Below are 13923 nucleotides of genomic sequence, written 5' to 3'. Positions count from 1 at the left end.
ATGATATCGCCACCTGTTTGAAAGGAGAGATGATATGAGAACAAGGATTTTCATATTGATGCTGGCGACGTGGATCGCATTCAGCGGTTGCCTGTCAGCTCAGGAAGAGAAGGCTGAGAAGCCGGAGTATGGCTGGAAAAAAGAGATGGTCGGCGCCCTCAATATTACTCAGACTACATTCGACAACTGGGCCCAGGGCGGGGAGAATTCATTCGCCTGGCAGACAAGCCTCTATTTCAAATTCACAAACGACCAGGAAAGATCCAATTGGACCAATTCGGGCAAATTCGGCTTCGGGTCGACGAAGGCGGGAGACCAGGAGACTCAGAAGTCGATAGACGAGATCAAGCTGGAGAGCGTTTATACATATAAACTGGGGTGGCTGGCAGATCCTTTCGTCGCTGCCACGGGGGAGACGCAGTTTGCCCCTGGATATGTCTATGACACTGATCCCAAAACGCAGATATCGGCTTTCATGGACCCGGGGTATTTTCGAGAAAGCATCGGGCTTGCTTATCAGTCGAACAAGATAGTAAAGACAAGGATCGGTTTCTCTATGAAACAGACATTGACAAGCGTTTACCCGGTGCCTTACGCAGATGATCCGGAAACTGACGACAAGATAGAGAAGACAAAGAATGAGATCGGAGCCGAATCAGTGACAGATGTCGACTGGAAGATAACCGAGAACACGAAGCTCACATCGAAGCTCGAACTGTTCACCGCTTTCAAGGCGTTCAATGAGACAGATGTCAACCTGGATAATCTCCTGACTGTGAAGATCTCGAAATATATCAATGTCAATTTCAATTTCAAACTCTTCTACGACAGGGATATTTCCAAGCGGCGTCAGATCAAGCAGGCGGTAGCCCTCGGGATAACGTACAGTTTCCTGTAGGAAAAAGGGAATTCAGAGACAATCATGGAACTGAAGGATCTCGGATTCGATGAGTGGTTTCAGAGCCAACTCGATGAATCGGAAAATAAGGATTTTCACCCTGCCAGGGTGACAGCCGTCGACCGGTCGCGATATATCATCAGGAATGAAAATGGTGAATTGCCAGCCGAGCTCGCCGGCAGATTATCTTATCATTCAGAGGATGATGCCGATCTGCCATGCGTTGGAGACTGGGTCTTTGTCACGTACTACGATTCAGGCACCTTTGCAATAATTCATGGCCTGTTCTCGAGAAAAACAATCTTGACGCGAAAGTCCGCGGGCAAGTCGATCGATCATCAGCTCATCGCTTCAAATATCGATACAGCTTTTGTAGTGCAGGCGGCCGATTCCGATTTCAATCTAAGGCGGCTTGAGCGTTACCTGGCGATGGTCGGAGAGGGCAAGATCGACTCTGCCATTCTGCTGAGCAAGACCGACCTGGTAAGTTCCGATGAACTTCAGGAAATGCTGGGCGGGATCAGCAGTGCCGGCATCAAAGCCAGGGTCATTGCGTTCAGTAACGAATCTCGATCCGGGCTTGATGAGATCAGGAGTTTCCTCGAGGCTGGCAAGACATACTGCCTGCTCGGATCCTCGGGAGTCGGAAAGACATCCCTTCTAAATCATCTTACAGGCAGGGAAGAGTTTCTGACAAGGAAGGTCAGGGAAAAAGACGGTAAGGGAAGACACGCCACTACGCGCCGCCAGCTGATAGTTCTCGATAACGGAGCGATGTTGATCGATAATCCCGGAATGCGCGAGCTGGGCCTGATCGGCCTCGATACGGGGATCGATGAAAGTTTTTCGGATATCACTCAGTTGACCCCTAATTGCCGTTTTCGTAACTGCACTTATTCGAACGAAGAGGGTTGTTCGGTCCTCGAGGCTGTCGATAACGGTAGTCTCGACAAAGAACGGTATAAGAGCTATATGAAGCTGATACGGGAATCGGAATTTCATCAGATGTCGTACGTGGAAAAACGAAAAAAGGATAAAGATTTCGGCAAGTATGTTAAATCAGTCAAGAAAGATATGAAAAAAAAGGGGGACAGGCGGTGAGGCCAATTCCGCGGTCCCCCGGACAGATCTATCTAATGCCGACCGTTCCGGTCGCAAAGAGTTCCTCTCCCGAGACATAAAGGCCGCGCAACGCGATCTCCGCCGACGGAGGCGCGACGTACTGCCTTATATCGTCGACTCTCACTTTTACAACGATATTTCCCCGCAGATCGACACCCAGGCCGCAAGGCGCTATCGGCCCCGCGCCATTTACCTCGATGTAGATCGAGTTTTTAACAAGATCGGCGGCTGGAATTATCGAGTGAATGGAGATCCTCGTCCCCGCAAAATCGAGCACAAGTACCTGTGGTGATATCGTTATCTGTTCCTCCCACCGGTCAGCGCCGAGAGAAATGCCCGAAAGACTTATCACAAGAACTAGCGCAAGCGTAGCTATACTGATCCTTTTCATACTGGATCCCTCCTCAATTTTTTCAATCCATTACTGGCTGCACGGGTACCCACTCGGGGTTCTGGACTGCAATCGGTGTGCCTCGAAAGGGTGATGGGTCATAACTGTCATAAATTCGGCTGTTTAGTGTTGGTGTGGGATTTGCGGAGTATCAGGATGATGTCCCGTCACGTACAGACCGGAGAGCAATTGTGACCCTTCCGGGGCAGAGGCTGGCAGGGCTGAATGAGAGGGTATAACTATACCTTCGTATCAAAATTGAACTGGAAATCAAGGTAGAGGATATTGTCTTCGAGATCCGGCTCGGATGAATTCGACCTGTTCTTCAGGAGATAATTGAGCATGAGCCTGATCCGCCTGTCGGGACGGAAATTGATTCCGAAGGTGATGTTTTCATCGACCGTCTCGAGACTTCCGGTCGCGTACTCAGCGGTGAAACGATCGAAACGGGCGCAAAGCTCAAATCTTCCCGAGTCCAGTGGCTGGATCAGAGAGATCCCCCAGCCACCGTATTCATAGAGGTAATGCTGCGCGAGGGAATAGTCATCCATTCTTCCATCGCCGTAAAAAACGTATAGGCGCTGCCCGGATGGAAGGCTCGCGGAAAGGTCAGCGGTACGTGCCGATCTGTCCAGATCGAGGACGGGCCCGCGATCGCCGAGTGCGATGTTGTCGTGAATATTTCTGCTTAGATGCAGGCCAAGTCTCACAATCGACAAAGGGGAGGCCTCGACCCTGAGGCCGTAATAATAGTCTCCGACCGCGTTCGTATAGACAAATCCCGGATCTTCCCTTCCTCCTATATAGCTGCCAGCTCCGATCCCGTTAGATACCATGATGAACCATGATAAAAGGTCGCGGTCCGTTGACGTGACGGCGCCTTTCAGAGCTACTCCCAGGTCCCTGTCGTACGATTTGACCGCCATGACCGATGATATGTATGGAGTGCGGCTGAGAGAATAGTCCGATATATGTTTCGCGAAAGAAGATTTTCCTATGAAATCGAGGTCGTACCAGGGAGTCATCCCTTCTCTGGTAGAAGGGATGCGCATCTGTCCGATCGACGCGCGGAGCCATGGCCTGAAATTCCAGGTGCCGTAAAGATCAAGCATGTCTGCCCTCTGTTCAAGCCTGATCCTGACTAGTGCTTCGTATCTGCCATCGGCCGATCGCCAGGAGAAGGCGAGCCTGCCGGCTCTGAAATTAAACCCGGAAGCGCTGCCCGCGGCGGGATCGAGGGATCCGTTCTGGAAAAGACCGTTCTCAACCTCTTCATTTATGATCCACCATATCGAGGCGTTGCTTTCGATCGCCAGGCTCTCTTCTCCGGCCAGGGCATTACGAGCCGCCGCCGACTGGAGGAAGAGGATCAAAATGACAGCAGCTGCCAGCTGCATCAGATACCGCATCAGTCCGCGCTTACTCCATGTCCGTAGATCAGGATGAAATCGCCGTCTACCATCGCCCATCCGCCGTTGATTATATCGAATTCCTCGCAGCCCTCATCGACCGGATTAATCCTTATGATGACAACCGCCTTGACCATGCTTCCCGCGTTGTGATCAGCGTCGTAGTTGTAGTTCCATTCGGGCATCGTGCAGCCGGATGTTTCCTGGTTCTTTCCGCGATCGGGCCTGTCGAGTTCATCGTCGCCCGTTCCGGGGGGTATGATATTTCTGAACGGACCTTCTCCGACTATCCTTCCAGTCGCCGGGTCGGGATATGATCTTTCAAGAGGCTGACCCTCCCTTTCGTAGGCCAGGATATGCCAGAATTCCTGACCGAGTTCCACTCCTATAAGTTCACCCCAGGAAAGGCCGTATGTCTCGTCCGGATATTCGACAAAAGCGCAATCGATCCCGAGATCGGCTGTTCCGAGACCAGGATAGAAGCGATGATCGGGGTATTGCTGCGTGATCTGTTCGACCGAGAATGTCTTCGCGTACCCGTCGGGAGCCATGACATCGATACTCACAGCTCCATCAAGGTCTACTTCAGCGGCATCGAGAAGATCGATGATCTTTACGCCGGTATATGTCGCATAGTAGTCGTACTGCTGCTTGGTCGTGTTGGCCAGTCCAAACTGCGTTGTCACCGGCATATTTTTCATCTCTTCAAGGGTGATCGTCCGTACTGGGCAGAGTTCGAGCCCCGGGTAGCTGCCAGGGTCGCCAGGGTACCTGAGGTCGTCGATCTCGTCGGAGTTGATATGACTGTCGCCGTCGCTGTCGAAAGAAGCGATATCGACTATGGCCATCCTGTCCCTTCCCGCATCCAGGTAGTCACGCCCGTAAGGGTTGAGAGTCTCTATCATGGTCGTAGGTAATCCAGTCCATCCCTCGGGGGGATGCAGAATATAGTGACAGTAGTCGCACGGGTTAGCCTGGATGATCTCCATCTGGTCATCAGTGACCGCTCCGGCGCGGTGGCAGGTCTGACAATCATCGAGACGGGTCCCGATCGCGTGCGGGTAGGTCCTTACGAAATTATTGATATCGGCGTCAGACGCGTGTCCCTGGTAAGCTCTCGACGAGACGAGAAGCTCGGGGTCGTCTTCCGAGCAATTCATCGTGAACAAAGCGGCGATAAGGATTGCCAGTAGAGGAAGAATGACAGCGGGCCACTCTGTTTTCTTTTTGTTTATTTCTGATTTCAAATCCTGATGTTCCTTTCTTTCAGCTCCGTGCTGAAAAGGGCTTAATCTCGCGTTTAAATTCAATCATTTTCACCAGGATCGTCTCATCACGAGCGCCTCTTATCCCCATGAGATGACAGATCCGGAATCTTTCATGTCATAGCCGCCCATCGACGTCACTTTCCCCCTGAACGCCTCGGACCTGACTGTGTCGAGGCATTTCTGCACCGGCTCGCTGTAAAAATTTCTCTTCGACATGGCGATATCGAAGCTTTCCTCGGTAAGATTTATAAAATCGAGCCTTGCCGCGATCGCCGCTGCCTGCACTCCCAATCCGGCATCGACAAGCCCGGCGCGGACCGCCTGGGCGATCTCGGTGTGCGTCGCCGCCTCGCCGAGAGGCATCTCGATATTGGATTCGGCGAGGCCGGCTCTGAAGAGAAGGTGCCCCAACAGCATCCTTGTGCCCGAGCCCTTCTGCCTTCCGGCGAACTTAAGCCGCCTTGCGGCGATATCCTCGATCCCGGCAATACCGAGAGGATTCCCCTTTGCCACTATCAGTCCCTGGCTTCTCATCGCGAAATGAACGACTACAGGTCTTAATCCGGGGGCGTTTTTTTCTATCCATGGAAGGTTATAGTCGCTCGAATCGGGGTCGAGGATGTGGATGCCTGCCATGTCCGCCCTTCCATCCCTGAGCATCTCCATCCCTCTTGTGCTGCCCACGCTCGCCATCAACATCGTGATATCAGAATGTCTCTGGTTCACTTCCGATACGAGAAGGTCGATGGCAGGGTCGTGGCTTCCCGTGATGGTGATCTTTCCGGTGCTTTTTCCGGTCGAAGCGGCTATAATGCTCTCCTCGATCCATCTGTTTACCGAGTCTAGCGGGAAGAGGTATTTTCCCGTCACCCTCGTGAAGGGGATAGCCCCTTTTTTCACAAGGCTGTATACCTTCTTTTCGTTAAGGCTCAGATAAGCGGCCAGTTCTTTCGTCGTCATCAACCGGTCTGTCATGATCTTTTTTCCCGATTCTTTCCCCCGCGGAAATTAAAAAAATCGTTCTTTGTGCTGCCGCGCCTCGTCGCAAGGTGGTAGTATAACCAAAATCAACGATCGCGAAAAGCAAAAAATAGATAAAAAATAACATAAAGTGACAAATAATCCGAAAAATGGAGAGCCAGACCGAGTCAAAGAGGGTTTTTAGTGATTATACTTCAATCGGCCTGTAAGGTCAGGGGCAGAGGCGCTTCAACGCTTCGGCGGCGTAGAGGCGGACTTCCCTGTCGTCGTCGCCTGCCGCCTTTTCCAGTACCGGGCATCCCCGGCGCGATCGGGACATAACCAGGGCGATAACGGAGCGGCGCCTGACATACGCGTCATCGTCGACGAGCCCGGCAAGAATTATATCTACAGCCTTTTCCGAGCGCAGAAGTCCGAGGGCGTCGATCGTACCCGCGCGGAACCACTTCTCGTCGCTGCCCATGTACCGCTTTGCTCTTTCGACTATTGTGTCGGATCCGGCGTAAGCCAGCGATTTCATCGCTTCAATACGGATATATGATTCTGTATCGTCGAGCCTGGCGGCAAGCGCCTCCCGGGCGAGTTGATAGATCGTCTCCATTTCCCGGGTCGCGGCGGGAATCTTCTCCGTCTTCGTATTTGCGTCGACGTCGGCGAGAGCGACATCTTTATCCCGAAGCCTTGAAAAAATCGCCCCGGAAGCGATAGTCGCATGCCAGCGTATATCGGCAGAGTGATCATCAAGCAATCCAACGAGAACCGGCAGGGTTTTTTCACTCCCAAGCTTCCCAAGAGCGTCTATAGCGATCAACCTGACCGGATCTTTTTCATTGCCCAGCAGCCTGACGAAATGTTCCACAGATGGGTTTCCGTACGATCTCAACCTTTCCGCCAGGCGATACCGGGGTATCCTGCGATCCTCCACTTCAATATCTCTGGTGATATCCTCAAGTTCTTCCTGGCGGCTGGCGGCTGGTCTGAAGAGGAGAGATATCGTTCGGGTTCCGTCCATATAGAAAAGAGCCGATATCGACAGGAGCAGGGCTGTGTAAAGGGAAAGGACAGCGGCAACTTCGCGTCTTCTGACGGGAAACTCTTTTTTAAAGATCAATCTCAGCGGCACCGAGAAAAGCCGTCTGATACAGAGGGGCAAAGGAAAAAGGAAAGGCGCGCTCAAGCGGTATTTTTCGTACTTGCTTCCATGGAGACGGGCCATCCGTATCTCCTCTGCCATAGCCACTCCGATGATGAAGATCGTCGACAGCAGCCAAGGAAGACTGGCACCTATTCCCCATGAACGTTTCGGATACAGTCCACGAAGAAGCAGGAGGTAGACCCCGTAGCTCCAGATTATCCATCCGGCGTATTGCGGATGGCGGGAGAACCTGTATATCCAGATATCTGCCACCTTTTTCCTGCCGCCCCGGGCGATGAGCCAGGCCCATGTTCCCAGAAAAAAAAGAAGAAGCCCTCCTCCGATGAAGAAATTGACGATATACCGGTAGCCGTTGATACCGGCCTTTCCCAGCAGCCACATCAACAGGTCGTATGGAGCGTGGATGACCATCCCGAGCTGTTGAAGGTCGTATGAAATGTCGAGAAGGGGTAGCCAGAGGATGTTCAATATTCCCAGGCCGGCAAGGAAGAACATTACACCGGCGAACTGCGCGAAAACAGGAAGCATGAAAGTAAAAGCTCCAGCGGCCGCCAGGGCTGTCCTGCGCGTGGCAAATCCGGTTATGAGAAGGATGACCATCAAGGCAAAGAAAAAATATCCTGTTTCCCTGAGATTGTAATGATCGATGAACAGCTCTGTCTGGAGACGGCTCGCCTCATCTGCATGGGAATCGAAACCGGGAGTAGTCACTCTGCCCTGGATAATATGATCGATCCTGTAAGGAAGCTCGACAGTCGCAAAAGTCAGCCCGACTGTAAAGACAACGGCCAGGCAAAAAAGGAAAGCAGTCTGAAGGAATCGTCCTTTCATTCTATCAGCCTCCCGGAGCAGGGTCATCTTCCTACCGGTCACGATGGAACAGGGATCCCTGATATAGTGTACTCGCATTGTACATATTATTGGCAGACTGCAAAAGTCTCTTTTTAAGATCGCTCGAGAGGCTGGATGCCTACCGACGCGAACAATTCACTTGTTCGGCCGTCGATGCTTTGTTTACAATCGATGGTCAGCGTCTTTCACCGAAGGAGATATCGAGATGAAGAACCCCGTGACAACAATATCATTCTGCCTCGCCTTGCTTGTATCGTCATCGCACCTGTCGCCGGCCGGTTCCTGCACGATAGTCGTGGCCGGCAGGGATGCCACTGTCGACGGTTCAGTGATAACCTCGCATACCGACGCGTGCGACAATTCACGACTAGTCTATGTTCCGGCGATGAGACACGGGAAGGGAAGTATGGCTCCCGTCTACTGGGGAATCCAGGACCCCTCTATCGCCCACGGAGAATGGGAAGTGATAGGGGAGATACCGCAGGTAGAAAGGACTTTCGCCTATTTCCATTCGGGATATTCGCATATAAATGAATACCAGCTGGCGATAGGCGAGAGCACGACGAGCCAGCGGGATGAACTTGGTCTCGAAAAGGGAGAAGGCGAGCAGATAATCACCGTAGAGCAGGCGATGATATTCGCCCTCCAGAGGTGCAGGAAAGCGATAGACGCTGTGAGGCTGATCACGTCTCTTGTCGACGAATACGGTTTTCTTCCTTCGTGCGGACCGGAATCGGAGACGATAGCGATCGCCGATCCTGATGAAGCCTGGATCCTCGAGCTTTTCAGCATCGGACCGGGATGGAAACGCGGGAGTGGAAAACCTGGAGCTCTCTGGGCAGCAAGACGACTTCCAGACGATCACGTGGCGATGGTCCCGAACTGGTCGATCATTGGCGAGATCGATCTTTCCCGTTCCGGCGAGTTCATCGCTTCGTCCAACTACATGCAGGAAGCTATCGACAGGGGCTGGTACGATCCGGCAGGGGGAGCCCCATTCGTATGGCAGGAAATCTACGCTCCCCTTCCAAGAGAATGGGCTACGAGCAGATCGTGGCTCTTTTATTCGACTTTCTGCGCCGGTCTCAGGGAGTGGCCCGACAGGTGGCTCGAAAAACCGGCGAAGAAGAATGACTCATATCACCAGTATGTCGAACCGCTTTCCATCTATCCATTTTCCGCCAGGCCGGACACACTCATCTCCGTACGTGACGTGATCGCTTTCCAGCGCTCGACTTTCGAGGGGACGATCTATGATATGACGGCCGATTTCGACTGGCTCGTGCCGGATGACGAGGGAAATCTCGTGAAGAGCCCTCTCGCGACACCTTTCCCCACGCCTGACTTGAGAAACCTTCTCGATATCGATTTTCGCAGAAACGTCTCCAAGGGGGGATACGGGATGGTCGCCCAGCTGCGGTCATGGCTTCCCGATCCCGTAGGAGGAATCTACTGGTTCTTCGTAGATAACCAGCATGTCGGAGCGTATGTGCCGATCTATACCGGTGTGACGCAGATCCATCAGGCTTACCAGGTATGGGATCCCGAAAAGTATGATGAGGGCTCGGTCAGATGGGCGATAGATTTTGTCGACAATCTCCTCTACCTTAAATGGCAGGAGGCGATAAAGGACGTCAAGGCTCTGCGCGATCCGCTGGAAGACTCCTTCTTCAAGCAGCAGGCTCAGATCGATGAAGAAGCGGCCCGTCTGTATAAAAAAGACCCTCAAAAAGCGAAGAAATACCTTACCGGGATAACTCTGGAGCGGATGGGGGAGATACACGGTATCTACTCCGGGCTCAGGGACCAGCTCATTACGAAATATTCGAATAACAGGGTAAGGCCATAATTCAATCGAACGCCGTATCCGATGAAAGGATTGAAGGAATGTTAAGAGATACATTGATTATTGTTCTGGCTGGGGCGCTGTTATTTCCGCGCGGGGCATCGGCCGATGGGCTGGAGGAGGCGTACAGATCAGTATCGAAGAGTGAGATCCGCGGGATCATCGAGTTTCTCGGAAGCGATCTGCTCGAAGGAAGGGCTCCAGGGACGAGGGGCGCGCAGCTCGCCGAGGAATATATACAGAGCCTCTTCCAGGTGCTTGAAATAGCACCTTACACCGGGGAGGGATTCTCCATTTCCGGCGCGGATGCTCTATCCGGCGCGGCGAATGATCTCTCCAGAGGATATTACCAGGAATTCACGCTGAACGGATTCAGCATCGACCGCCTCGGCGGTGAAGCGGGAGGGGTGACCCTGTCCTATCCCGACGATATCGTCGGAAGCTATACGGGCGCTGGTGGAGAGTTTTCGCTGACCGGCGAGGTTGTGTTCGCCGGATTCGGCATAAGTTCGGACGACTGGTCGTGGGATGACTATAAAGATGTTTCCGTCGAGGGAAAGATCGTGATCGTCCGCGTGAATGAACCACAGGGTAGCGACGAGTCCGACGAGAGCCTTTTCGAAGGGAGCGCCCTGACCTACTTCGGGCGCTGGACTTACAAGATCGAGGAGGCGGCAAGACGGGGAGCAAAAGGGATCCTTCTCGTCCATACCACCGAGTCGGCAGGGTATGGATGGCATGTGGTTATGAATTCATGGGGTGGCGAGGAGGTCTATCTCGATTCAGCGATAGACAACGACCTTCTTTTCAGGGGGTGGATCAGGGAAGAGAAATTCGTCCAGATAGCCGCTGCCGCGGGGATGTCGATGGAAGATCTGTACGGCAGGTCGGAGAGTGGCGGCTTCAGGCCGGTCGATCTTGGAGTCGATATTATGGTCACCGGCGAAAGCAGCCGCCGCAGTTTTACGACGAGAAATGTGGTCGGTTTTATTCCGGGTAATGACCCGAAGTATGCCGGGAAAGCGATCGTGCTGAGCGCCCATATCGATCACCTCGGGATGAACCCCCGGCTGGAGGGAGACCGGATATTCAACGGCGCCGTCGACAACGGTTCGGCGGTCGCTTCGATGATGGTGACCGCCAGGCATATAAAGGAATACGAAAAGGATCTCAAGTATTCGGTGATAATCCTCGCCTGCGAGGCGGAGGAGGCGGGCCTGCTCGGATCGCATTATTTTGCCGGGACTCTCGACCCTTCAAAGATCATAGCCAATATCAATTTCGAATCGACCCCGGTATGGGAGAAGTCGCGCAATTTCGTCGGGGTAGGGGCGAAATATTCAAATATCGAAGATATCCTTAAAAGGATCCTTCATGATGCAGACCTGGAGTACTCGTACTTCTCGATGTCAGACCAGGGGTTCTTCTATCGAAGCGACCAGTTCAGTTTCGCAAGGAAAGGGATACCGTCTGTATGGCTCAGCGCCGGGGAGGATTTCGAGAGCGGTAGAAACAGGCTTATGGAGTTCTTTCTAGGCAAATACCATACTGTCGACGATGAATATGACCCGGAATGGGATCTCGGAAGCGCTGTCCAGACGATAGGCGTGGCGCTACGACTGATCGATTATATAAACAGGGAAACGCCGGAGATAGAGTGGAAGGGAAGGATCTCCTTTCCCGTCGACTAATCGAACCGTAGCAGATGATCGGACCATGATGAAAAATACCTGCCTAAGAGGGAAAACCGTTGTGTAGCGGGAACTCTCTTTGGAAAGCGGAGTATTTGAAGATTGAAAAAGCCGGGAGCATCTATTAATATACTGTGCGTGCCTTTTACTGGAATGTCGGGAAAGACGCAGGGGCGGGCAGTCGCGAAAAACCGGAATACAGATAATTGAAACTTAAATTGTCCCCGTGGAAACGGTAAAAGATGAAGGAGAAGATGATGAGTTTCGACAATATAGAGCAGATCATCGAATTCGCTATCGGAGAGGAAGAAAAAGCGGCCAGGTTCTATACCGAACTGGCGGAGAAGGTCCCGCACAAGAATATGAAAGAGGTCTTCCTTGGATTTGCCGAAGAGGAAAAGGGACATAAGGCGAAACTCCTCGGTGTCAAGGAAGGCAGGCTGGAACTTCCCGAGAAGAAAAAGGTCACAGACCTGAAGATCGCCGATTACCTCGTTGATGTCGATCCCTCGGAAGATTTCGATTACCAGAAGGCGCTGATAATAGCGATGAAGGCTGAAAAAGCCGCTTTCAGACTCTATCAGGACCTTGCCGGCCAGACGGATATCCCGGAGATGAAAGAGTTGTTTCTACGCCTGGCCCAGGAAGAGGCAAAGCACAAGCTGAGATTCGAGATCGAATACGACGACGAGATACTAAAGGAAGACTAGCATTTCAGGCAGGCAGCATTAAAGATCGTTTGGAGAAATAATGGAAGACGATTCGGAGAGGACAGAGGAAGAAGCCGGTCTGACTGAAGTCGGGCAGGTGCTGAAAGTGCTCTCCAGGGCGATCGCCAGGGAAACCGCCGCGTTCAACTACTATTACAAGGGGAGCGAAGACAAGACTCTTCCGGCCGGTGTCAGGGGGTTGCTCGAACGGCTTGCCGAAGAAGAGCGAAGACACAGGTATCTGCTCCTTAACGAGTATATGACGGTGCAGAAAAGCTGGAGCAATGACGGTGCCGAGGACAAGGAACATTCCCTGTCTTATCATGTTCCCGACGAATTTGAGTTGACCTCGTTGAGCGGGACGACAGACATCGAGATCACTTCGATATCTCTTCCCGGGAGGCTCCTCGGGGGAGACAATATCATTTCTGAAGTGATCAGGGGGCGCGACAAAAGAGAAAAGGGCACCTTCCTGATGCTATACGACGTGATGGGGCACAGTATCAAAACAACAGAGATCAATGCCCTTGCCGCCAGGCTGCTCGGTGAATACATTGAAGCTTCATCTTCGGGGAAGATGGAGATGGAGCTGCTCAGCCCGAAAAATATAGTCTGCCACCTGAATGAGAGGTTCGGCGAGAAATTCGAGGGGCAGGGAGTCTTCCTGACTCTGCTTTGCCTTCTGATAGATTTCGAAGACAAGATGATGACTTTCACCATTGCCGGACATGAGCCACCCTTTCTCGTCCACGACAGAGGAAAGGTAGGCTCTCTTCTCAACACCCAGCTTATCCTCGGCGTTGACACGAACTTCACCTACAGGGAGAGCAAGGTCCCTTTCGAGTCAGGGAACGTATTCTGCATATTTTCCGATGGCCTGGTGGAAGCGAAGGGCCCCGGAGATGAGATATTCGGGAGGGACAGGATCGCCGCTTGCCTGGAAAAAACGTGGGAAGGTACGCCAGAAGAAATAATAAAGAATATCATGGCAGAATTGAGGGAATTCTCTTCCGGCATACCTCTGGAAGATGAGATATCAATCGTCGTTATACGGTCAAAAGGAGAATAGAAAATGCCTGACAGGAATGACGCTATGAAAGAGGCTCTCGTCAACGCGATATACAAGGAGATCGGCGCCAGCAACTTTTACAGGAATATCGGGGGAAGTATCACCAACTCCGGCGGGAAAAAGATCTTTCTCAGTCTCTCCGATGACGAACAGGGCCATCGCGAAAAACTCGAATCATGGTACAAGAAACTTTTTAACGAGAAATTCATTCCCTCTCCAAGCAAGATCAGGGAGTCGGAGATCCGCGGCATAGCCGTTGGCGAGGTGGCGGGAGCTCTTGCCGCTCTCGATATCGCCATCGAGGCGGAGGGAAACGCCAATGACTTCTACCAGAAGGAAGCAGACAAGGCTGTCGAAAAAGATCTGAAAAGCCTCTTTTTAAGTCTTGCCGAAGAAGAACTGGGGCATTACAATCTGCTGCTGGCGGAAAAGAATTCATTGATTGACAGTTTTTACTGGTTCGATATGGATTCGACGACATTCATGGAAGATTGACGGGAATCGGTATCTTATGATCAAAGGAGGGCGTA

Annotated in this window: 12 protein-coding genes; 7 read left to right on the top strand and 5 right to left on the bottom strand. The window is 52.3% G+C overall.

Going from position 1 to position 13923, the window contains the following annotated elements:
- The first annotated feature begins 34 nt into the window (after window positions 1-34).
- The gene (locus JW814_09130) at window positions 35-898 is read left to right on the top strand and encodes a DUF3078 domain-containing protein (protein MBN2071604.1); all 864 of its coding nucleotides are present in this window, start codon (window positions 35-37) and stop codon (window positions 896-898) included.
- A 24-nt stretch (window positions 899-922) separates the two neighbouring features.
- Entirely contained in the window at window positions 923-1999 is a 1077-nt protein-coding gene (gene rsgA / locus JW814_09125) for a ribosome small subunit-dependent GTPase A (GenBank protein ID MBN2071603.1), read from the top strand.
- Window positions 2000-2027: 28 nt separating this feature from the next.
- Here rsgA and JW814_09120 read toward each other — a convergent pair whose 3' ends face one another.
- The 5 genes from JW814_09120 to JW814_09100 form a co-directional block, all read right to left on the bottom strand.
- A complete protein-coding gene (locus tag JW814_09120; protein MBN2071602.1) occupies window positions 2028-2411 on the bottom strand; it encodes a hypothetical protein in 384 nt (127 codons plus the stop codon).
- Between the two features lie 239 nt (window positions 2412-2650).
- On the bottom strand, window positions 2651-3820 hold the full coding sequence (locus tag JW814_09115; protein MBN2071601.1) for a hypothetical protein: 1170 nt from the start codon (window positions 3818-3820) through the stop codon (window positions 2651-2653).
- A complete protein-coding gene (locus tag JW814_09110; protein ID MBN2071600.1) occupies window positions 3820-5067 on the bottom strand; it encodes a hypothetical protein in 1248 nt (415 codons plus the stop codon). Before JW814_09110 ends, JW814_09115 begins: the two co-directional genes overlap by 1 nt.
- Before the next feature lie 99 nt (window positions 5068-5166).
- Window positions 5167-6063 carry a helix-turn-helix transcriptional regulator gene (locus JW814_09105; GenBank protein ID MBN2071599.1) on the bottom strand — a complete coding sequence of 299 codons (897 nt, stop codon included), beginning with the start codon at window positions 6061-6063 and terminating at the stop codon, window positions 5167-5169.
- A 217-nt stretch (window positions 6064-6280) separates the two neighbouring features.
- Window positions 6281-8056, bottom strand: a complete 1776-nt coding sequence (locus tag JW814_09100) for a HEAT repeat domain-containing protein (GenBank protein MBN2071598.1) — start codon at window positions 8054-8056, stop codon at window positions 6281-6283.
- A 226-nt stretch (window positions 8057-8282) separates the two neighbouring features.
- Here JW814_09100 and JW814_09095 point away from each other — a divergent pair, with 226 nt between their 5' ends.
- The 5 genes from JW814_09095 (at window position 8283) to JW814_09075 (ending at window position 13888) form a co-directional block, all read left to right on the top strand.
- Complete coding sequence (locus JW814_09095) at window positions 8283-9926, top strand: C69 family dipeptidase (GenBank protein MBN2071597.1); 1644 nt, start codon at window positions 8283-8285, stop codon at window positions 9924-9926.
- 38 nt (window positions 9927-9964) lie between these two features.
- Window positions 9965-11614 (top strand): M28 family peptidase, encoded by a 1650-nt coding sequence (locus JW814_09090; protein ID MBN2071596.1) that lies wholly within the window; start codon window positions 9965-9967, stop codon window positions 11612-11614.
- Between the two features lie 254 nt (window positions 11615-11868).
- Window positions 11869-12324: a ferritin family protein gene (locus tag JW814_09085; GenBank protein MBN2071595.1), complete on the top strand. Its 456-nt coding sequence runs from the start codon at window positions 11869-11871 to the stop codon at window positions 12322-12324.
- Window positions 12325-12364: 40 nt separating this feature from the next.
- The gene (locus tag JW814_09080; protein MBN2071594.1) at window positions 12365-13393 is read left to right on the top strand and encodes a SpoIIE family protein phosphatase; all 1029 of its coding nucleotides are present in this window, start codon (window positions 12365-12367) and stop codon (window positions 13391-13393) included.
- 3 nt (window positions 13394-13396) lie between these two features.
- Window positions 13397-13888, top strand: coding sequence for a ferritin family protein (locus JW814_09075; protein MBN2071593.1), 492 nt, complete (start codon window positions 13397-13399; stop codon window positions 13886-13888).
- Window positions 13889-13923 lie beyond the last annotated feature (35 nt).

It is taken from the genome of Candidatus Krumholzibacteriota bacterium, from assembly GCA_016932415.1.
Classification (GTDB): domain Bacteria; phylum Krumholzibacteriota; class Krumholzibacteriia; order Krumholzibacteriales; family Krumholzibacteriaceae; genus Krumholzibacterium.
Note: the sequence above shows the minus strand (reverse complement) of the source record. Positions and strands in the feature narration are given on the sequence as shown.